Annotated in this window: 25 protein-coding genes; 23 read left to right on the top strand and 2 right to left on the bottom strand. The window is 44.3% G+C overall.

The genetic code is table 11. From position 1 onward, the window contains the following. The first annotated feature begins 3 nt into the window (after positions 1-3). The 4 genes from EIZ48_RS19350 to EIZ48_RS19335 all read left to right on the top strand — a co-directional run bounded on the left by EIZ48_RS19350 (position 4) and on the right by EIZ48_RS19335 (position 4,321). Positions 4-594: a hypothetical protein gene (locus tag EIZ48_RS19350; protein WP_160654943.1), complete on the top strand. Its 591-nt coding sequence runs from the start codon at positions 4-6 to the stop codon at positions 592-594. A 318-nt stretch (positions 595-912) separates the two neighbouring features. Then, positions 913-1,842, top strand: coding sequence for a hypothetical protein (locus tag EIZ48_RS19345; RefSeq protein WP_160654941.1), 930 nt, complete (start codon positions 913-915; stop codon positions 1,840-1,842). Continuing rightward, positions 1,843-2,292, top strand: coding sequence for a hypothetical protein (locus EIZ48_RS19340; RefSeq protein ID WP_160654938.1), 450 nt, complete (start codon positions 1,843-1,845; stop codon positions 2,290-2,292). After that, a complete protein-coding gene (locus EIZ48_RS19335) occupies positions 2,282-4,321 on the top strand; it encodes an AAA family ATPase (RefSeq protein ID WP_160654935.1) in 2,040 nt (679 codons plus the stop codon). Before EIZ48_RS19340 ends, EIZ48_RS19335 begins: the two co-directional genes overlap by 11 nt. A gap of 211 nt (positions 4,322-4,532) precedes the next feature. Here EIZ48_RS19335 and EIZ48_RS19330 read toward each other — a convergent pair whose 3' ends face one another. Both EIZ48_RS19330 and EIZ48_RS19325 read right to left on the bottom strand, forming a co-directional pair. Then, positions 4,533-5,420 carry an HNH endonuclease gene (locus EIZ48_RS19330; RefSeq protein WP_160654933.1) on the bottom strand — a complete coding sequence of 296 codons (888 nt, stop codon included), beginning with the start codon at positions 5,418-5,420 and terminating at the stop codon, positions 4,533-4,535. Beyond that, complete coding sequence (locus tag EIZ48_RS19325; protein WP_160654931.1) at positions 5,421-7,097, bottom strand: AAA family ATPase; 1,677 nt, start codon at positions 7,095-7,097, stop codon at positions 5,421-5,423. Positions 7,098-7,500: 403 nt separating this feature from the next. Between EIZ48_RS19325 and EIZ48_RS19320 the strand changes: the two genes are divergently transcribed. From EIZ48_RS19320 to EIZ48_RS19235, 19 genes are all read left to right on the top strand, one after another. Then, complete coding sequence (locus EIZ48_RS19320) at positions 7,501-7,713, top strand: HP1 family phage holin (RefSeq protein ID WP_160654929.1); 213 nt, start codon at positions 7,501-7,503, stop codon at positions 7,711-7,713. Then, complete coding sequence (locus tag EIZ48_RS19315) at positions 7,694-8,206, top strand: lysozyme (RefSeq protein WP_160654927.1); 513 nt, start codon at positions 7,694-7,696, stop codon at positions 8,204-8,206. The genes EIZ48_RS19320 and EIZ48_RS19315 overlap by 20 nt, the downstream gene beginning before the upstream one ends. Next, entirely contained in the window at positions 8,190-8,561 is a 372-nt protein-coding gene (locus EIZ48_RS19310) for a DUF2570 family protein (protein ID WP_160654924.1), read from the top strand. Before EIZ48_RS19315 ends, EIZ48_RS19310 begins: the two co-directional genes overlap by 17 nt. Next, positions 8,500-8,775 carry an Rz1-like lysis system protein LysC gene (gene lysC, locus EIZ48_RS30710; RefSeq protein ID WP_439126587.1) on the top strand — a complete coding sequence of 92 codons (276 nt, stop codon included), beginning with the start codon at positions 8,500-8,502 and terminating at the stop codon, positions 8,773-8,775. The genes EIZ48_RS19310 and lysC overlap by 62 nt, the downstream gene beginning before the upstream one ends. 285 nt (positions 8,776-9,060) lie before the next feature. Further along, positions 9,061-10,353: a tyrosine-type recombinase/integrase gene (locus tag EIZ48_RS19305; protein ID WP_160654921.1), complete on the top strand. Its 1,293-nt coding sequence runs from the start codon at positions 9,061-9,063 to the stop codon at positions 10,351-10,353. A 326-nt stretch (positions 10,354-10,679) separates the two neighbouring features. After that, positions 10,680-11,180, top strand: coding sequence for a hypothetical protein (locus EIZ48_RS19300; protein WP_160654918.1), 501 nt, complete (start codon positions 10,680-10,682; stop codon positions 11,178-11,180). Next, positions 11,170-13,086 (top strand): terminase gpA endonuclease subunit, encoded by a 1,917-nt coding sequence (locus tag EIZ48_RS19295; RefSeq protein WP_160654915.1) that lies wholly within the window; start codon positions 11,170-11,172, stop codon positions 13,084-13,086. The genes EIZ48_RS19300 and EIZ48_RS19295 overlap by 11 nt, the downstream gene beginning before the upstream one ends. Then, on the top strand, positions 13,086-13,319 hold the full coding sequence (gpW, locus tag EIZ48_RS19290) for a gpW family head-tail joining protein (protein WP_240153029.1): 234 nt from the start codon (positions 13,086-13,088) through the stop codon (positions 13,317-13,319). The genes EIZ48_RS19295 and gpW overlap by 1 nt, the downstream gene beginning before the upstream one ends. Continuing rightward, the gene (locus EIZ48_RS19285; RefSeq protein WP_160654909.1) at positions 13,316-14,680 is read left to right on the top strand and encodes a phage portal protein; all 1,365 of its coding nucleotides are present in this window, start codon (positions 13,316-13,318) and stop codon (positions 14,678-14,680) included. Before gpW ends, EIZ48_RS19285 begins: the two co-directional genes overlap by 4 nt. Further along, on the top strand, positions 14,628-15,737 hold the full coding sequence (locus EIZ48_RS19280; RefSeq protein ID WP_160654906.1) for a S49 family peptidase: 1,110 nt from the start codon (positions 14,628-14,630) through the stop codon (positions 15,735-15,737). Before EIZ48_RS19285 ends, EIZ48_RS19280 begins: the two co-directional genes overlap by 53 nt. Beyond that, positions 15,737-16,069 carry a hypothetical protein gene (locus EIZ48_RS19275; protein ID WP_160654903.1) on the top strand — a complete coding sequence of 111 codons (333 nt, stop codon included), beginning with the start codon at positions 15,737-15,739 and terminating at the stop codon, positions 16,067-16,069. The genes EIZ48_RS19280 and EIZ48_RS19275 overlap by 1 nt, the downstream gene beginning before the upstream one ends. A gap of 7 nt (positions 16,070-16,076) precedes the next feature. After that, the gene (locus EIZ48_RS19270) at positions 16,077-17,063 is read left to right on the top strand and encodes a major capsid protein (protein WP_160654900.1); all 987 of its coding nucleotides are present in this window, start codon (positions 16,077-16,079) and stop codon (positions 17,061-17,063) included. Between the two features lie 80 nt (positions 17,064-17,143). Continuing rightward, on the top strand, positions 17,144-17,512 hold the full coding sequence (locus tag EIZ48_RS19265) for a head-tail joining protein (RefSeq protein ID WP_160654897.1): 369 nt from the start codon (positions 17,144-17,146) through the stop codon (positions 17,510-17,512). Then, positions 17,460-18,098 carry a phage tail protein gene (locus tag EIZ48_RS19260; protein WP_160654894.1) on the top strand — a complete coding sequence of 213 codons (639 nt, stop codon included), beginning with the start codon at positions 17,460-17,462 and terminating at the stop codon, positions 18,096-18,098. The genes EIZ48_RS19265 and EIZ48_RS19260 overlap by 53 nt, the downstream gene beginning before the upstream one ends. 9 nt (positions 18,099-18,107) lie before the next feature. Beyond that, positions 18,108-18,638, top strand: a complete 531-nt coding sequence (locus tag EIZ48_RS19255; protein ID WP_160654891.1) for a hypothetical protein — start codon at positions 18,108-18,110, stop codon at positions 18,636-18,638. Next, positions 18,631-19,290 carry a phage baseplate assembly protein V gene (locus tag EIZ48_RS19250; RefSeq protein WP_160654888.1) on the top strand — a complete coding sequence of 220 codons (660 nt, stop codon included), beginning with the start codon at positions 18,631-18,633 and terminating at the stop codon, positions 19,288-19,290. Before EIZ48_RS19255 ends, EIZ48_RS19250 begins: the two co-directional genes overlap by 8 nt. 8 nt (positions 19,291-19,298) lie before the next feature. Further along, the gene (locus EIZ48_RS19245) at positions 19,299-19,637 is read left to right on the top strand and encodes a GPW/gp25 family protein (protein ID WP_160654885.1); all 339 of its coding nucleotides are present in this window, start codon (positions 19,299-19,301) and stop codon (positions 19,635-19,637) included. Beyond that, the gene (locus EIZ48_RS19240) at positions 19,637-20,530 is read left to right on the top strand and encodes a baseplate assembly protein (protein WP_160654882.1); all 894 of its coding nucleotides are present in this window, start codon (positions 19,637-19,639) and stop codon (positions 20,528-20,530) included. Before EIZ48_RS19245 ends, EIZ48_RS19240 begins: the two co-directional genes overlap by 1 nt. After that, a complete protein-coding gene (locus EIZ48_RS19235) occupies positions 20,527-21,159 on the top strand; it encodes a phage tail protein I (RefSeq protein ID WP_160654879.1) in 633 nt (210 codons plus the stop codon). The genes EIZ48_RS19240 and EIZ48_RS19235 overlap by 4 nt, the downstream gene beginning before the upstream one ends. Position 21,160: the final 1 nt, after the last annotated feature.

Below are 21,160 nucleotides of genomic sequence, written 5' to 3'. Positions count from 1 at the left end.
AAGATGAAAATTGAAAAGTTGCTAGGTAAATTCGGAATGAAGGGGATCACCTACGGCCCCCGAACTGGCGGTAAAGCTTTGCTCAGCCTCGACGAGCAGCTGGCAGTAGTAGGCATTTCATGGAAGGAGTCACCGGTTGGCTTCCACATCCTGTTTGTAGAGTGCCTATCCGACAGGGATTCAGCCAGAGAGCTATACCAACTAACCTGGTTAGAAGCCGCCAAAGCCATGCAAAAATGGCGCGGCGTCTACCCACCCAAAGCCATCGAAGCCCTGTGCCTAACCGCCATGGCAGAAGCCACCCAACAACTCGGCCAACTCTGCCCCGAGTGTAATGGGGCGGGGAGGGTAACCAACAAGCATCGCGTCACCCGCAAGTGCCCATGCTGCAAAGAAGGCCGCATAGAGTGGACAACAGAAACCCGCTTCGCACTCTTCTGCCAGAAACTACCGATCACCTACTCACGCTTCAAGCGGTACTCAACAGTATTAGAGAAGCTGGTTGAATGGCTGGTAGGGCAGAGAACGGCCGCGGTGTTAGCACTGCAGGGCAGGGTGGAGCGGGAAGAAGCTGAGGTGTTGGAGGTGGCTTAGGGGAGGGTAAAGCCCCGTATTATTGAAGGGCAGTTTTCTTCAGGTTATTTCGGTAGAGGCCTGAACTTAAGTTATCTCAATATTTATACTCGTGGAATTTTAATAACGGCAAATTACTGTATTTATATACAGTAATTTGCTATTGTTGCTTTGTAGCGTTCAATCAATTCGTAACTGTATAGCTTAGGGCTAGGTAGTATTTATGTGATGATGTTCTCAATCGGAAGTATTTGCTTTATATCGACTTTATTTCATATTAACCAGATTAATCATTACAGTTATGATGGTCTCTATATATGTGTCTTAATGAGTATTAGCATGATAGAGACCAAGATTGGCAACATTGACGGGGATTCTTGGGAAGAACTCTGTCAGCAGGTCTACAAAAGAAGATATACCACATACCAAGAGATGGTAGCTTCTCCAGGCGATTGGGGAATTGAAGGGTATGTTAGAGGGGAAGGTATTGCTATACAGTGTTATTGTCCAAGTAAACTCTATTCGGCTAATGAACTGTATCAAAAGCAAGTCAACAAAATCACAAAAGATCTAAACAAGCTATCTGAATATAAAAAAGAGTTGCTGGATAGAATCGGAACTAATAAAGATGATTTAATAAGGCAGTGGATATTTATAACGCCCAATTATCAAAAAAATGAGATCCTTAAGCATCTTCTTAAAAAGGAAAAAGAAGTTAGAGAGGAAAACCTAGAGTTTATATCTCCAGATTTCAAAGTATTAATTCATACAATTGACGATTATCTAGAAGATATTGTTGCTATTCAAAGTTTAAAAGGTGAAAAATTATCACTGTCAGAATCTTATTGTCAAACAATTGAAAAGGTTGAAAGTCATGACGATTACTCTAATAATATTTACCGAAAAAACAGAGTAAGATGTACTAATAATGGCAATTACAGTGAAATAAAGCATGCTAAACTAAATGAGATTACCAAAGAGAAATTTATATTTGGTGATAAGTTGATTAGAAACATTGAAATTACCATACCAGAGATATATCAAGCAATGGCTGGTATAATAAACCAATATGAATCTGAGGTAGAAGAACTGTGTTGTACATGGTTTGGCTCCCATACTGAATTAATTGAAAAAATTAGAGATCAGCTTAAACAAAGACTAGTGTCTGAAGATAAAGTAAAGAATTCGATTTCTAATTCTGATATTGATGAAGTTGTAGACCATATGATATCGAAGTGGATTGCACTTTGTCCATTGGAGGTTGAATAGATGAGTGGGATTACGTTTACAAGAAGACCGATGCCTGTCATTCCAGACCATCGTCCAATGTATAAAATATCCTTATTGCTTCTTGTTTTAAAAGAGTGTTCAGTAGGTGGTAAATCATCTTTAATTAGGCTTCATTTATTCAACTGGGCATTAAAGAGTGAGCAACGAACAAAGCAATTGATATTATCTGCTGAAGAAAAACAGCTGACGTTTGATATATGGGGAATGGATCCAACAGTTAACTTTGCCATTAATCATGCTATTGCCAATGGGTTGATGATTAAAATAAGTACAGGTTACAAAATATCGTCTAAAGGCGAAGAGTTCTTAAGTAAGTATAATGTGAAAGAACAGTTCAGAGCCAACGAGTATTTTTTTAATGCAGTGAAGAAAAAAATATCTCAAAAAATGGTAGATCAAGTTGCATTGAGGTGGAAAAGTGAAATTTAGACGATTGAAAGTAAAAATATTTTCCGAAGGTGAGTGGTTTGGTTTTGAACATGAATTTAAAACTGGACTGAATATTATACGAGGAGATAACTCTTCTGGTAAAAGTACTTTAGTTAACTCTCTCATATACTCAATAGGTATGGAAGAGATTATTGGTAATAAAGGGCCATCTAGTTTACCTTATGCACTTAGGACTCATTTTGAGTTAGAAGGTAGAAAATTTGAAAATGTTGAATCAATGACTTTAATTGAGTTGGAAAACTCGAAAGGAGAAATTAAAACATTCAAGCGTTACATATCTTCACGAGATAAAGATTCAAAGCTAGTTCAAATTATTCATGGTGATTATTTAACTAAAGGTGAAAGTGTAACATTTGACTCTAGTCCAGTTTATCTTCATGATCCAAACTCAGCAACTAATGAAGAGTTTGGTTTTTTCGCTGCTTTCGAGAAGTTCTTAGGTTTAGAGTTGCCTGTTATTACCGACAATAAAGGAAATAGCAGAAAATTATATTTACAATATATATTTGCAGCATTGCTTATAGAGCAAAAACGAGGCTGGACAAATTATATTGCTAATACACCATACTACGGTGTTAGTGGGGTTGTTAATAAGACTGTTAGCTATTTGTTTGGTTTAGATACATTTTCAAATGAGAAAAAACTTAATGAGCAGTTTACTCGGAGAAATCAGATTACCTCAGATTGGTCTGAAATTGCATCTAATATTAAATTGACTGTAGCTAATGCACGCTTGATGGTTAAAGGCTTAAACATGAGGCCTGCGTTAGATTATAACCGACAAATGGTTTTAATCTGCCAAGGGATTGATGTGACGAAGTCAATACCTGCTTTAGTGGAAGAAGCACAAGCTTATCTAAAAAATTTAAATGAAAAGTCATTACAAACCATAACTAGAGAGCAACCTGATCTGGCGAATAAAATAGAAGACGTGCAAGCCAGAATTAGTGAGCTTTTAACTATGCAAAAGATTCATGGAGATGATGTAAGAATTAATGAATCTAAGATAAATTTATACCAAGAGTCTTTAAAAGATATTGAGGAAGAACTCGAAAAAAATAAAATGACAAATAAACTTAATAAGTTTGGTGCTGATTTTGGGCTTCCTATAGCTGAAAATGTTTGTGCGACTTGTCATAACCCTTTAGATGACTCTTTGACATCACCAGAAAATACGGTGATGAATATGACTATCGATGAAAATATTAAGTACCTTGAAAATCAGAAATTGATGATTAAAGATCTAATCGCTGGGTTGTATAAACATCTTGAGAAGAGTAAAGGTAACGTATTACTAATTAATGGTGAGATACGTGAAAAAACGAAAAATTTAGCCTCATTAAAAAGAGATATTAAATCAATCAATAATACATGTGAATCAGAAGTTAGAAAAAAAATATTGACCGAAAATAAAATTGAAGAACTTACTTTTGTTAAAGAAACGGTTGATAATGAACTTGATAAACTCACAAAATTAGCTGATGAGTATAAAGATTGTCAAAGTAAAATTCAAAAGATGAGTCGGTATGAGTTTTCATTCGCTGATAAAAACAAGTTAGATCAGTTTGAAACTGGATTTAGACAATTAGCTACAGATTTCGCATATAGAAGTGCTAAACCTGATGAAATTGAAATTAACCGAAATACTCTTGTTCCTTACTTAAGAGGTTTAGAATTAAGAGAGATAAATACAACCGCTGATATTAAGGCTGATTCTTCAGCGAGTGATTTTGTTCGACTAATTTGGTCATATCTGATTTCAGTTTGTAATGTCTCGATAAATAATAATGGAAATCACTTGGGAGTGCTGTTGTTTGATGAGCCAGCTCAGCATTCAATGAGTTTAATGAGTGTAAACCAGTTATTAAAAGCAATGGCTGGAATGAAAGAAGCGCAGTGTATTGTGGCGGCTTCATTTGAGCAAAGTGAGGAAGCTTTTGTTAAATCGACAGATGGTGTGGAGTTTAACTATATTAGACTACCAAGCAAGTTAATTGAACGTATATAAATTATACACCGATTATGATGAAGCTTCTGTATTTTGCTGTTGACTTATGGAAATCCAACCACGGACAGGTCTTGATTCTTTTATACATCATTGTATCTGAACAGGGTGAGAGGGAAGAAATAGAGGCATTGGAGGAATCTTAGCTTAAGGTTGAGATGAGGTAAGAAAAAAGGCGACATAGAGTCGCCTTTAAACTGTAAAATAAAATAAATTATAACTCTAACTCTTCAAATTCTTCAAATTCTTCAAACTCTTCAGTGTCAGTATTTTCTGTTGTCGATAAACTATTTAAGTAATCAATTAAATCATTGTTATCGAGCATTCCTAAGTATAATGATGTTTTCCAATTTTTTGATTGCTCACTATCTTCTCTTTCATGAATACGATGGTTTAATGCGATTCTAATATCGAAGTTTTTATTTTTAAGTTTATTTTTCCACTTAGTAAACTCTCTGTTACAAAAATCCATCACTCTTTGATTTAGTTTTAAAGCTCTTAAGTGTTTTACCACTCGGTCTCCAGATGGATTATCAAGTCCCCTCGGTTTCATGATTTTTAACGAAAATGTTGGTTTTTTAGTTTGAATTGAAAATTCAACCACAATTCTAAATTTGAACTTTGATAATATGTCTGAATATATTGGATGAACAAATATAGCTTTTTCATCCTCATCACAATAATATTTTTCACCTTTTGTTGGGGCACATCCTCTACATTGAGGAACTAGGTTATTTGGGTGAATAGAGAATTCTGGCCAGTTATCTTTAGGGATGAAGTGATCTAGTGTATCTGGAGAACGAGGATTTCCACAAAATGGACATTCAAGAAGTTCATGGTCATTTCGCCTTTCTAGTATAAGTTTTTTTAACCCCGCGGGAGGTTTTTCATAATACTCCTTCAGCAGGTCCTTATTATCAGTAAACTCACTATCGTCAAGATCATCAAGATAGTTTTCTATTAAATCATCATATTCGTCATATCTATCAAGCAATTCATTTTCAATTTCAACCAAATCATCGACATTTTCTTTTCTACACGATGTAGCTAAGTCTAGCCAAGTGCTATTTGAGTCAACTTTCATTTCGTCTAGAAACTTCACTTACTCATCCTCAACTTCGAAATCGCTGTCATGCGTTATTTTGGATGCTAAGTATGTTAAAGCTTCGTCACCCATTGATTTACTGTAAGAACTTAGAACCTCTTGAGGTGATTCATGTTTTTCAATAAGTTTATCTATCACTTTTTGAAATGGTTTTGGTGTAACATAATCATCAAATGCTTCACCTATAATTAACTCTAACGATTCTCCATATGTTTGGATGTTAGGAGTAATAACTTCAGTATTATTTTCTTCATTATGTCTTAATATAGTCACACCCTTTCTATCAACTTCTCTTGCTAGAACAGCAGAATGTGTGGCAATTATTGCATATGATGATGTTTCATTTAGTAAGAATTTAAGCATATTAATCAAACCTATTTCAAGGCTTGGATGAAGATATAATTCTGGTTCATCTAAAATAATTAAACTTTCATCTTCAATTTCTGCCACTATTGCTGGAAGCATATATGAATATATCTTTTGGCCTGAACTTAACTTTAAAGCTTCTCCATTCTTAATGAAAAATATGCCATCTTCTTTAACTATCTTGTTTTTTATTTCTTTAAATTGTTTATAAAGGTTGTTATCTATTTTGAATAACTCATCTTGATCTTTTAGCTTAACGGCTAGATGATCAAATTTAATGCTGAGGGAAAGGGTTTCTAACAACTTATTAAGTCTTGTGTTATCATTATCCCACCACCAATTATCGTCATCAAAATCCATTATTTTAATTAAAGAGTCAATGCTATGATTTTTAGGCCAGTCTTTATCAAAATTTCCGTTTTCTTTTCGGAAGCCAACATAAGCATATTCATTAACATTTAGTCTTCTTCTATCTTTGCTCTTTGGCTTTCTTGGTTTGCCATTCTTAGAATACTTTTCATCAATTTTATCGAGGATATCATCTTTTGTGTAAAAATCTTCAAACGGAGAGTATGCTACGACAATCAATTTGTGGAAATAAGGCCAGTCATCCCCGTGGCTTTTCAAACCTGTGATTGATTCTGTAAGAGATTTTAATAAGTGTGTTTTTCCAACACCGTTTCTACCAATAATTAGGTTAATGTTAGTTCTTTCAAATTCTCGTGAGTTGTTAAAGTAGAACTCTACAGGATCAATAGTATCAGACACATTATCTAATAAAATTTTAAATGACTTCTTGGGAACATAGTTACCCATGGCAATTTGATGGCCTTTTCTGAGAATTGCTTCCGATGCGGAGCCATCTCTCATTATTGAGCCATTAAACCCTGGCCAATCTTTATATGTGTTGTAATTGGAGTAAAAGAAACTTGCATCACAAATTAGTGAAAGAAGTTCGTTAATTTCATCTTTTTTGAGTATTTTTTTCAATATATTATAGAAGTCAATATCCAGAGGTAAGGAAACAGAGTCCTTTTCATTCATTACTCCTGTGATGTTGTATATTTTGGGTTTTTCTAACACACCTTTCTCTATGAAATATTTTGATGTGTCTTCATAGCCATTAATAAGTGTTCTTATATAGCCTAATTTATTTACTTCACCATCTTTTACATGATAAATCTTGAATTTAACAATGTAGTCATAGTCATTCCAAGCACTAGAGTGATTGGTTCCAATGTGATCTTGTACAAGGTGAAACCCATTATATGAGTCGATTGATAGTGTTTCGGAATAATATAAATTCATTCTCTTTTCTCAATTTTCTAAACAATTGATGGGAGTGCTACTTTTCAGTCGATATAAAATGTAGTGCTCAGTAAATTTTTTACATTCAGTGCCATGAACGCCGCCATTATGCCTTAAAAACTGGCATAAAATTTGTGTGATATATCAAGTTTATTCATCTTTCTGATAGGAAAGGCGCGTAAAATTAATGAATTAGCTGAATTGTAGGTTTCAGTCTGTGAACTGGAGTCTAGTTAATTGTACAAATTTCAACCTGAACGTTGACACTCACCCCTAAACGATGCATGATTACCACGTTGGAAAACCTCGCCTGATGGCGGGGTTTTTTCGTTTTAGCACTATCAACATGAATTGGCGCTTCTGGCTTTTCGGTCGGCGGCGCTTTTTTGTATGGGTGGAAAGCATGCAGGAAAAGCTATCTTCGGCGTTGTCTTACCTTTGCGCCTGGCTGTTGGCTTTCTTCGGGGCATTCTCACTGCAAGATTGGGCAACCATTATTGGTGTGGGGTTGGCGATTGGTACGTTCTGTATTAATCGCCATTACCGGAAGAAAAGCTATTTGTTACTGCGGCAGCACCCTCAGTTGAGGGAGCTGTATGAAGATATCAATAGTTAAACGTTGTGCGGCTGTTGTTATCCTTGGTCTGTTATCGGTTCTGCCTTCCGACACACTGAAAACCAGTGATGCCGGGCTGAAGCTGATAATGGACTATGAAGGGTGCCAGTTAAACGCCTATCAATGCTCTGCCAATGTCTGGACTAACGGTTATGGCCATACGGTTGGGGTTACGCCGAATTCGGAAGTAACCCATGAACAAGTGGTCGGGAACCTGGTTAGCGATGTGCAGTCGGCAGAGGCTGTGGTGGATAGGTGGGTAACTGTTCCCCTTGAACAGCATCAGTTCGATGCGTTCGTCAGTTTTGTTTTTAATGTCGGGGCAGGGAATTTTCAGCGGTCTACGTTGTTGAAAAAGCTCAATGCCGAAAACTATACCGGCGCCTGTAACGAGCTAACCCGCTGGGTGTATGCCGATGGCAAACGCCTGCAAGGGTTGGTTAGGCGCAGGAACGCGGAAAGGGAGGTGTGTTTGAATGTTCACCCGCTTTAACCCGCTTTCCGGTAACTGGTTTGGTGTCGGGCTTGGCATTTCCCTTGTTGTCAGCCTCTTGTTCAATTATTCCCAATCACATATCAACCAGAACCTGAGTACACAGCTCAAGGCTTCACAACTCATTGTTGATTCACTCACTGCCAAGAACCATGCACTGGATAACCAGCTGCAGGGGTTGGTGCAGGCGAGGGATGCGGCTCAGCTGGCCGCGGATAAAACTCAGCAGGAAAATGAGAAGCTAAGGCACGATGCCCGGGTGCGTGTTGATGAGGTTCGGACGGTGATACAACATGAAGATTGCTATTCCCAGCCTTTGCCTGGCGCTGTTACTGAACGGATGCACTACTACTGAAATTGTTACTGAATACCGGGAGGTGGTGGTTAAGCCTCCCGCTTCAGACCTTACCTTATGTTTACAGCCGTTTGATTCGCCTCCCGCCACCTATGGCGAGGCAGTCGAACGCGATCCTTTATGGTTTGCCTCCTGGAAGGAGTGCGCCAATAAGATTCAGCGTTTGAGAACCTTTTACGGTTTCCCGAACGCTTTACCAAATACGGGCGAATAAGTCATATCAAACTGGGTGGTCGTCCACCGTAATCTTAAGTCGCCCGTTCCTTTTTTTATATCGATTTATCTAATTACCACGAGCGTGGAAGCGTTGGTGCCTCGCTGTGTTCATTGTTAGCTAAGACCGTGATCAGCCTGCAAGCTGTATCTCCTTGAACGAGAGCGCAATGAGTCATTCAAAAAGGCACAAGCAGGGCTGAAAGAGCCTCATTGATGGAAACGTCAGCCAGATGCGAAATGGGCGTGACACCCGGAGAGACGGGACTAATCCAGAGAAGTAAGCATGACGGCTAAGTATATAACGAAGCGATTACGTATTTCAGACCGTTCGATAGAGCGCCATCTGTCGAATATGGAGATCACCCGGTTGCGGGATGAACGTTATGCCCTTGAGTTGAGGTTTCATAAAAGCCGGAAAAGTGGTTCGTGGTACCTGGTTGATAAGCGTAGTAACAATGGCCGCAATGGTCGGGCAAAGTGGGAGCGATTAGGCTGTTGGCCGCAGCTGAAAGCAAGCGCGTTGTTCGAGTTGTTGCCGTTGAAACTGGCGCAGATGGCCACTCAATCAGAGACGACGATAAGCGACTGGCTAACGTTCGGTGATTGCCTGCGTTGGTATGTGGAGCATGTGAGTTCTTCAAAGCAAATCAGTACCAGTCGGCGCAATGCGGTGAAATCGGTCATCACCAAGCATTTGCTTCCTGCCTTGGATGAGCTGCCTTTGGATGGTGTTAAGAAGCATCACATTAAGCAGTTGGTGATTTGGCCGTTGCAGGAACAGTATGAGCTGCGAACGGTGAAAGGGTATTTCGCTATCTTGAAAGCGGCGTTTATGCAGGCTTCTCGTGAAGAGCTGCTGACTCATAACCCGATGTCGGCCATGCAGTTTGCTGATTTCATTCAGGCTAAGGCCAAACCCAAAGAGGGCAAGCTACACCCGCCGATGGTGAAGCCGTTGTTTGTGCATCTGCAATCGCTGCTATGGCCAGAACGAATGCTAGTGCTGATGCAGCTGGCCCACGGCACCCGAATATCTGAGACCAGGTTGGCGCGATGGTGTCATATAGATTGGGATAACCGGCTTTGGCGTATTCCTGCCAGTCACACCAAAACCAAAGAAGCATTGTATTTGCCATTGACCGAACAGGTGATTGCATTGCTCAGGATATATCAGGCTACGCAGCCTAAGGGCAGTTTGCTGCTGTTTCCGTCTTCGAATCTTAAAGAGGCTATTGGCAAAGATGCTGCTAATGATATCTACCAGAAAGCCAGCAACGGTGAATGGACCAGCCATGACTGCCGAAAACTGGCTCGTACTCGTTTAGCTGACCTCGGCGTTGATAAGTTCGTGGGTGAGCGAATACTGAATCACAAACTGTCTGACCTTGATCAGGCATACATTCATACCACTACTGAATCCCTCAAACGTGAAGCCCTGCAAACCTACCATTCTTGGTTAGATTTGCAGGGTTTTCTTATTTTTCATGGGAAGACAGAGGGAAGATCCGAAAATAAAAAAAATCTCGCAAAGCCAGAAACAGCAAGGGCTAGCGAAGAGTTTGCCGATTTAAACTAAGAGAAAATCGGGAAGGAAATCGTGCTACAGAATTTCAAAGCCTCCAAATGAGAAAAAATCACCGGAATCGATGAGGGCGATTTGCTGAATTGAGTCATTTTTGATTGTGAGTGTGTTGTCAGTAGCGGAAATCGCCGGGCGAAATCGGAGTGGATCATTTCGGTGTCGAAGATGATCAATTTGATCGCTTTTTACCGCGTTTTGAGGGTTAAGGTACTCCCTGCTGGGGCACGTTTTCAACGGGGCATAGACTCGCACGGTCCGACAAATTTTTTTTTGAAAATAGTGGTGTTTCCGCTTCCGCATTTTAAAGGAGTTATTAAGTAATGAGTATAAAAGCAGTTTCAAACATATTAGGTGTTACAGAACGTACTGTTCGAAACCAGAGAAGTAATGGTTACGCCTTGGTACGCAAGGATAACGGCTCGGTTGACGTAGAAGAATCAGTACGATCATACGTGAAGTTTCAATCGGATATTATTCGCCAGCTTAACGCTGTCAATGGTCGAAATTCGAGCGGAAACAGCGGAAGCAGTGGAAACAGAGAGGATGATTTTTCGGGTAAAGATTGGAAAGAAGAGAAGGATAAACAGGCCGCTTTACGGATGAAGCGTCAGAACGATTTGGCGATGGGAGAGTTGATTCCCGTAGCCGCTATGGTTGACCTGTATATCGAGCCGATGACGCACGTGAAAAACAAGCTTTTAGACATACCCAACGAGCTTCAAAAGCATTTTCCGATAGAGCCTGACAACTTAAAGGTCGTTGATGAAGTAGTGAGAAACGCTCTCTATAAATTAGACGAGAAGGATGGCGATGAACTTTAATCTGTTATCCAAAACGTTATCAAGCGCCATTCGGAACATTATGGTGCCGCCGCGGAAGACGGAGATAATCGCCTGGACGAATAAGAACGAAAACCCTCTCGCGCAGATCTACTCACCTAAGCCATTTCAAAAAGCATGGCTGCAGGCCATTGAATCACCCTACATTGAGAAAATCGTACTGTGTAAAAGTGCCCGTGTTGGGTATGCGATTTTCGTCAATACGGCGATGGCCTGGGTAATCACCAACGACCCGGGCAATATTATGATCGCCCAGAATACCGAGGGTGATGCCGAGAAGTTCGCCGTGCGAGAGGCCGGAAAGGTATTTGCTCATTGCGATCCTGTTATTCGTCGTATGCAGGGGAAGAACACGTCCAAAGAGAAAAGCTTTTTCGGTGGTGAGCTTTGTATTGTTTGGGCGACGTCTGCCAGCTCGTTCCGAATGCTCACAATCAAGTACCTCTTTATGGATGAGGTATCTGGTTGGCAGGATAACGTTGAGAAAGAGGGTGATCCGGTTGAACTGGCGATCACTCGAACGGAGACTGAAGCCCAGCGAAAAATTGTATTGGGCTCGACACCGAAAGAAGCCGGTACTTGTAAAATAACGCGTGAGTTCGGGCTGACCGATCAGCGTTTCTTTTATGTCCCTTGTCCTCACTGCGCTCACAAGCAACGGCTTAAGCTCGAAAACTTCCGCTATGATCCTGACGATTATTCCACGGCTCACTTTGTCTGTGAGGGCTGTGGCGAATCCATCTATGAGCATCATAAAAGCAAGATAGTAAAAGCTGGCGAGTGGCGGGCAACAAGGGAGTTTACTTGTTGCAACACTCATCAGGAGCCCAGCCAGTGGGACGAAACAGGTTCCGCGCTTTGCTGCAAATGTGGCAAACCGGGCGACAGAAACGAGCGGGGGAAAATCGACGCAGGCTTTCATATTTGGTCGGCCTACAACGATAACCTGAACACTGCGCTTCCTTCTTTGGCGAGTGAGTACGAAAAGGCGAAGAAAGAGCCTCAGAAAATGCAAACCTTCATGAATACGAAGGTGGGTGTTGAGTACTCAGACGTAAGAAGTACCCATAAGCTCAGTAGCTTTGAAACGATATATACACGCCGTGATCATTATTCTCCGCTGGACTACTTGCCTGAGGAAACGCTTTGCGTTTTGGCTTCGGTGGATACTCAAACTTATCGCTTGGAATATCACTTCTGGGCCGTAGGTGCTCAGGGGGAGATTTGGGCCATTGATTATGGAACGGTGCAAGGTGATCCAGAAGATGAGCTGACTCAGAAGACACTGGTCGAACGGTTGAGTCGGCCGTTTATGTTGAAAGATGGTCGCCAGATATCGAGTCTGGCTGTGGTGATGGACTGTAATGGCCATGCGTGGAAATCGATGTTGGAGTTTTGCGCACCCTACAAGGGGTGGATTTACGCGATACGAGGTGAGGTAAACAGTAAGTCGAAATTCAAACCCGAACTGACACTCACATTTAAAGTTCACCCCGAGGTGAAATGTGAGTATCGAAGCCTGAATGTTCACCAGTTAAAGAACCGCGCTGCAGAACGATTGAATATCGAAAAGCCCGGGAAGAACTATATCCATTTCCCCGTTAGTGATGTCTTTGATTTGACCTACTTCCAAATGCTCACCTCTGAGCAGCTCGTTGGCAGTGGTGTTAAAGCAGCGTGGAAAAAGAAACCTGGTCAAAAGCGAAATGAGCCATGGGATCTATTGGTGTATGTCCTTTGGCTGTATGACTTCCTGCGCCCGGTGATTAGGGAAGCGACTCAAAACACTCCCCTTGGATTACTGGAAGGCAGCACTCAGACCATGAGTGCTGAAGACGAACAGGCTTATTCCGATTGTTATGAATTATCAGATTATGAGGCTTATTGATGCAGATTTACGCCAACGCGGAGAACTTGCAAATAGTCCAGAACGCTATTACCGAGTTAGTTCAGGGGAAAAGGCAGGTAAAGGCGGAGTACGTTACGGCAGATGGTTACAAGAATAGTGTTGAGTATACCAGCGTTAGTTTAAACGAACTCCGGCAGTTAGAAGCCGATCTGCAGCAGCAATTGCAGCCTGCTGTGATCATGGAATCGATTGATGTGGAGATAGAGTTTTGAGTTATTCAGCAGTAGCCAAGTCGGCGCTGTTCTCTGATGCTCAACTGCACGATAACGAAAAGAGTGAACAGGCGCTCAACAATGAGATAAAAGCCAGTCACCACCTGATGCGAAACAATCCCATTGTTCGTATTGGGGCCACTCGATTTCGCGCTAGCTGCATTGGTGGCGGAGCAAAGCCGGTCTTTTCACCCGATATATTTAGCCCCGAGTTTCTTACCCGTTTTGATCACTGGATGCATTACTGCGATTTCAGCGGGCATTCCAACTTTGCAGGTGTGCAGGCCTTGGCGGTGATGACGGCCATTATCGAAGGGCGGGCATTCATTGTCAGGCGTCGAACGCTTGATTTCATTCCGCTGCAGTTGGAGGTTGTCTCTCCGCTTAGCCTGGCTTCGGAGCTAGATAGGCCGGGAAGGGGTAGCTACATACGCGGCGGAATTCTTTATTCGAAGAACGGTAAACCCAAAAAGTACGCTTTCTACAAGCTACCCAGAGACCATCCTGAATTTAACGAAGAGTCGGTGAACTGGTTACCCGCCAGTGATGTTATCGATATTCGGGATGTTGTTCATCCGGGCCAGTCCAGTGCTCAGCCGTGGATTTCGGCAGGTGCCGACTTCGCCAAGCAGTACAAAGATAACCAGACGGTTGAGATTAAGTCGCGCATGAAGCGACAAGGCCAGCAAGTGTTTGCCTTGAAAGAAGGCGATGTGAGTCAGACCGGACAAGCGCCCAAAGCCGGGCAAACCAATCAGCCTCAAAAACTGGTTCATCGTGTTGGTGGGCTGACGGTTCTGCATGGCATCAAAGATATCAAAACCGCATCACCGCCTGAAATCGCCGGGAACTACCAGGAACATAACAACCAGGTGCTGCGAATGGTCGCAGGCCTGTTTGGTATTACCTACGAGATGCTGACTGGGGATTTAACGCAGGTTAACTACTCATCGATCAGGGCGGGGATGATCAATCACCGTCGTTTCATCAGCCAGCTTCGGGGCATTTACTTAGAACCCAGTTTTAACCGCATTATTGGTTGGTTCTGCGATGCCTACCACCTAACCGATGGACCTGATCTGCCGGACTATTTTGTTAACCCTTACGCGTACATCGCTCCGGTTTGGATTTGGCCAGAGTGGGAAGAGATTGACCCACTGAAAGCTGCCAAAGCGCTGGTGTTGGAATTGCAAGAAGACATCACCTCACTAGAAAAAATCGCCAATCAGCGAGGCAATACGCTCGATCAGCATCTCGACAGTGTGAAGCGAAGTAAAGATGCCGCTGAACAAAGAGGAATCGTAACCAATGAGACATCTGCTCCAGTTGATGACCAGCAAACCGATGATGATGACGATTGATGCCCATCAAACGTATCACAACGCGCTAATCGATTTTTACAAGAACCCCAAATTATATGCCGGCGGAAACGAACGTTCAGAGCGTTCTGATACGACTTGCCACCTGTCTGTATTCGGACCGACGACTCATCGTTTTAGTGGCCTCGACAGTAACTGCGAGCGTGTTCTGAGTTACCGCGATATTCGAAGCCAGATGGCAGGCCTGCGTAATGATGCTGATGTAGCGAAAATCTATATCGAGTTTGATGGCCCGGGTGGTGAAGCCGCAGGCTGCTTTGATTTGGCCGATTACATTGCGGAGATTGCCCAGGTTAAGCCAGTTATTGGTTTCATCAATGGTGCTTCGTATTCAGCCAACTATGCGCTGGCCAGTGCCTGCTCAGAACTCTATGCCAGTCCACATAGTATGGGCGGTTCAATCGGTGTTATCCGCGGGCGCCTGGAGGTGGAAAACGACAAGCGGAAGATGACGTATTTCACTTCGGGTGAGGCTAAAGCAGATGGAGCTCCGGAAACCAAGCTTGATGATGCTGAGTCGGAAAGGCACCAGGCCATGGTCGATGAGTTAGCCGGTAATTTCTTTGAGTTGGTTGGCAAGAACCGCCAGCTCCAACCCGATCACGTTGAGTCGCTAGAAGCCAATATATTCACCGCTCAAAAGCTGTTGGATCTGGGGCTTATCGACGGGATTAAAACAGAAGAGGAAATCAAATCCATGATGACCAATGCAACGCATCAGCGAATTGTTGATGAGCTGAACCTGAAACACGCTGAAGAAACGGCATCGCTGACTGCTCAGCTTGAGAAGCTGCAGGCTGATGCAAAAAGCAATGGCGAGAAGCACACAGAGCTGCTGGTTCAGGTTGATAAGTTGGCGAAGTCGGCTGGGGTGGGTGACATTGCTGCTCAGCTTGTTGCTGAAGGCGAAGATCTTGAAGGCGCCAAAGCCAAAATCAAGGCGGAAGCCGCAAAGCGTGATGAAGAAATTTCACTTGTCGGCAGCCTTGATGGTGATGACGACAGCTATGACATGTTGAAACTGATTGAGGAAGCGTAATGATTTCAACAATCACTAAACCAGTGTCTCAGGCACTGATCCTACTGTGGACTCATCCTTGCGGCGAGATGAGTAATAAAACCATTCCTAATGCCGTTACCGCGTCACTCTATTCTGTTGTCGATAAGGATGGCAACGAGATTGACCCAACCGCTCAGGGGTTTGATGGGACCACGGCCTACGGCGTTCATGTGGGGAACGGCCAAGTCTATTGGGCTCACTCTGTGTTCAACGATCTCTATATCAAATGGCCTGCGGGCATCACTGAAGCTCAAAAAGCCAAGGTGATTGAGCAGTTGGAAACAACTTTCCTAATCATTAAACAGGACTAACACCACGATGGATAAAATTTTTGACCATGAAGCGTTTTCCTTGGTGGCGCTTACAACCGGCTATAACTCATCAACGCCGATTGAGTCTGATGTGCTCAATATGTTCAAGGTTGAGAACGTTGAAAACCGCCAGGTGATGATTGTTAAATCAGGTAACGAGCTGCAAGTCTTGATGCCGGGTGAAATCGGCCAGCATCCAAACATCGACAAGCACGATCCTGAATCAGCGGTACCTGTTAGCCTGATCCGTTATCCGTTCGATAGCCAGATCGTTGCAAGCGAGCTAAACCGCATTTCGTCGTTGCGCGATAAAAAGTTGCAGGCCCAGGAGTTAGCCGGTTTAGTTAAAACCAAGATGGGTAAGCACCGCGATAACCACCGTTATACATCAGCCTTTACTGCGTACTCGGCCCTAAAAGGGCGGGTTAAGAACCGTAAAGGTGTTGTGATGGTTGATTTGTTCCAGGTGTTGGGGGTTGAAGAGCGTAGAATTGACCTTAAGCTGGGGACCGAAGGGACTGATGTGCCTAAGCTGCTGAAGTCTATATCGAAAGAAACCAAGAAGATTGCCAAAGAGCATGGCCACATGATGATTAAAGGTGTGGCAATCCGTGTCGGTCAGGATCTGATTGAACGGATTATTAGCCATAAGAGCATCAAAGAGTTTTATGGCCCGGAAGCACATCCCAAGCTGCAGGTTAAGTTTGCCGATGATCCAAGTGGGATCAGTCTTTGTGGTTTGACGTTTATCACCGATGAAGCGGATGAAGTAGCTGAAGACGGTGCATCATACCCACTGGGTGTGAATGGCGTATTTGGCATGCTGCGTGCGCCAGCCGATGTGCTTAGTTCCAGCAGCGCATCGAAGCGTGAGTGCCACATTACTACTGAACCGATGCCGCACGATGAAGGCTTGGAAATTCGCTCGCGTTCTATCTACCTGCCAATCACTCGAGACCCGGCACTGTTGTGTGCGGTTCATTCATCAAACTAATCTGCTTTTAAACAGGCAGGGAACAGCGGCCCGGTTCAATAGGACTGGGCTTTGTTTTAATGAGTGGAAGGCGGTGCTAGATGTCAGTTGATAATGTTGCCCGGCAGGCCAATGAAGCAATCATTGATGCATTCAGCAATGTGGATGTTATCGCTGATGGTCATGAGCCTGTGCGGGGCATTTTTACCAGTCCCAGTGAAATCGCAAAGCTGGATGGTGGCGGTTTTGTCGATGCGCAGCGGGGCACTTTGATTGTGAAGTCTGCCGAAGCTGGGCATTTAGAGCGGCGAACGGCCATTACTCTGCAGTTTGAAAACGGAACACGTCAGAGTCATTTGGTTGTGCTGCCGGAGAACGATGGCTCAGGCCGTTTGAAGTTAGCGCTAGGGCAGGAAAATGTCGGAGATACTTCTTCCAACCAACCTGAATCGTCTTCCATTTCATATTGATGTTGAAGAACTGGAAGCGCTGAAAGACATTCATGGCGCCACTGAAATGCAGATGAGGGCGGCATACAACCGAGCGTTGGGGCGAACAGCAATAACCCTTCGATCACTCACTAATAAAAAACTGCGTGATGAAATGGGGATTAAATCGCTAAAGGCGATCAGGAAACGGTTTCAGCATTTCAGGCTAAGAAGTCCCAGCAAACAGAAGAAGTTTGATGAGCTGAAATTGTGGTACGGGATGAACGATGTCTCGGTGGGGTATTTGAAAGGAAGCATACGTCGAAGAGGAACTAAAAAGTCACCAAACGGCGCTGTGTTTAAGCCCAGGGGCAAGATGCCTAATCAGACTTATGACGATGGTTTTATTACTCGGTTGTATAACCGGCGCTCTATCTTTACCCGCAAAACAGCTAATCGATTTCCGGTTGTAGAAGCCCGGGTTCCTGTTGCTGATGAGCTTAACGCCATGATTGAAGATGACATCTATGAACGTTTGCCGGAGATCTTCCTCAAGCACTTTGAAACTGACTTAAAAGGTCGGGTGAAAATGGGTTTGCACAAGAATAGCTGGAAGAAATATGGCTAAGGAGCTGACGTGAGTGATGGTATCCATTTAACGACGTACCATAATGCGGTAAAGACTTGGTTGGATGAGCAGCTGCCTTGGTTGAAGGTGGTTGATTGCTATCCGGAAGTGAAAAAGACACTTCAGACACCATGTGCTTTCTTTGCGGTATCGGATTGGGACCGTGCTGACAGCCAGCCGATGAACGGACAGTTATGCGTAACGCTGAATTGTGAAATTCTGGCTGTTCTCGGCATGGCCGATGCGCAGTATCAGCTTGAAGTACGTAATGCCGCAATGGCTATCGGGCTGAAAATTGAAGGTTCTCGTTTTGGCATGCCAATCAAGCCAGCAGTGTTTGTTAGCGCCGAGCCTGATGCATTTCAGCCTGAGCTGGATGAGTATGCCGTGTGGTCTATTCGCTTCAATCAAGACATTGAAGTGGGCGAAGATGCCTTTAAGCCGGAGGGCTTAACGCCGACTCAGGTTGTTGTGGGGTATTCGCCCGATATCGGCAAACAGAACCACGACAAGTATGAACAGGTGATCCCGGATGTCTGATAATCCAGAGATGAACTACATCGTCCGTGATATGCAGCGCCGCATGGCAAATATGATCAAACGCGGGCGTGTTCATAGCGTGGATTTCAAGCAGAAGCCGCCCCGGGTGAGAGTGGAATACGCCAAAGGGGCGGTAACCGGCTGGTTGCCTTGGGTATCTGGTAGGGCATCGAGCAAGCACCGAGTTGACTGGGAGCCGCTGGCAGTTGGCGAACAGGTGATCATTTTGTCGGAGTCCGGAGAGCTCTCGGCAGGCGTGGTTATTCCTGCTTTGTCCGATGCAAAAAGTCCCGTTCCCAGCACCTCAACTGATGAGCATGTCAGTCGCTATGAAGACGGTACCGAGATCAGCTATAACCGCGCCAGTCACAAGCTCACCATTACGATTGGTAGTGGCGGGGATGCCGAGTTGACCTGCAAAACCTTCCATATCAATGCCGATATCGAACATTCCGGAAACCAGAATACCTCTGGTGATATGACGGTGAAGAAGAGTGTCACCGTTACCGAGAATGTGTCTGCAGGTATGGCCGTGAGTGGTAAATCTGTTGCCGATTCAGTTCGAACGATGTCGGCAGACAGGGAGATCTTCAACGGTCATGATCATCAGCATGGTGATCCGAAAACCAGCCAGCCAAATCAGCAACAGTAAGGCACGTTATGAAGGGAATGAATGCATCCACAGGTAAGCCGCTGGAGGGGATTGCGCACCTGAAACAATCAGTGCGGGATATCCTCACCACGCCTGTTGGCTCCCGCGTTATGCGCCGCGAATACGGTAGCCGGTTGTTTGAGTTGATTGATAACCCGACGAACCCTGAAAGCATCGCCGATATTGTGGCTGAAACGGCTCAGGCTTTGAAAAAGTGGGAAAAGCGGCTTGGTGTTACCCGGGTGTTTGTTGCTTCCGCTAAACCAGGGGCAGTGATGTTAACGATAGAAGGGCGATACAAGCCCAACGGCCAGCCAATCACCCTGGAAGGGATTGAGGTGAAGTGATGGCAAATGTGAATGTAGACATGAGCCAGCTGCCGAAACCTGCAGTGATAGAAGAGCTGGACTACGAGCAAATCCTGCAGGAATGGGTGGCTCGATATAAAGAGCTGGATCCGGATTATCAGGATGTGAATGAGTCGGATCCGGTTTACAAGCTGATGGAAGTGGCAGCATTCCGCGAGATGGTCCTTCGCCAGCGGGTGAATGATGGCGCCCATGCCACAATGCTGGCTTACGCGATTGATGATGACTTGGATGTGCTCGGGGCCAATTTCGATGTTAAGCGCCTGGTGATTGATGAAGGGGATCCGGATGCGGTGCCGCCAAGGCCTCGTGTCATGGAATCAAACGAGGCATACCGTTATCGGATCCAGCTGTCTAACCGGGCCAAGAATACGGCAGGTAGCGAAGATGATTATGAGTTCTTCGCGCTGTCTGCTGACGGTCGGGTGAAGAGCGTTAGGAGCTTTTCTCCCAAGGGGACGCTGACGGTGATTGTGTCGGTGCTTTCCCATGAGGGAAACGGCACGGCCAGTGTTGAGCTTCTGAAGATCGTTGAGAGTAACCTGAGCCCGAAAGGTACCAGACCGCTGAGTGATGAAGTGGTGGTGCAGGGCGCCACGATTAACGAGTTTGCCGTAGTGGCAGAGCTTGAGTTATTCCCCGGACCCGATGAAGCCGAGGTGCTTAAAGCTTCACGCAGGCAGTTAGATAAATGGTTGGCTGACTCGCACCGGCAAGGATTGGATTTAACCCTTGATGGTTTCTATGCCGCTTTACGCGTTCCCGGTGTTTATAAGGCGCATTTAACCTCTCCAGCGGCTGACATTATCAATGATCAGTTCAGTGCCGGTTATGCCTCAAGCATCACGCTGACGGCGAGGGTGACGACATGACAAAGCAATCACTGCTGCCACCCAATGCCAGCAAACATGAACGAGACGTAGAGGCGGTGATTTTACCGCCTCTCTCGTTTCCAAACCGCGACATTTGGAACCCGGATAAATGCCCGGAGCACTTATTGCCGCACTTGGCGTGGGCGCTGTCGGTCGATAACTGGGATTCAAATTGGCCTGTCGAACGAAGGCGGCAGGTGATCAAAGACAGCATCTACATTCACCGCAAGAAGGGAACCCGAGACGCTGTCGAGCGGGTAGTCAGCGCTATCCGAGGTGACGGTACCAAGGTTACCGAATGGTTTGAGGATAAAACCAACCTGCAACCGGGTGATTTTCGGGTGGACTATGTCTCTACAGGCACCCCGGTTGATGGCGCCGAACTGGGCAAGCTTGTCCCTGTCATCAATTCTGCCAAGAACGTCCGCAGTTCGTTAAAAGAAATCACCATAACCAGCCGGGTGGAAGCGCCCGAAAAGCACATCGCTATGAGCCGACAGGCGATAGCCATGAAAGCTGGGCCATGGATTATCACTTCAATGGTCAGTTCATCAAATAACGGGATGGCTTGCATTTCACGTCAGGCTATCCAAGTGCGCTCAGGGCCACTGCCTTTAGTGTTGGAGTAAA

The sequence above is a fragment of the Photobacterium alginatilyticum genome, assembly GCF_009910675.1.
GTDB classification, from domain to species: Bacteria; Pseudomonadota; Gammaproteobacteria; order Enterobacterales; family Vibrionaceae; genus Photobacterium; species Photobacterium alginatilyticum.
This window is presented reverse-complemented; position numbering and strand designations above follow the sequence as displayed.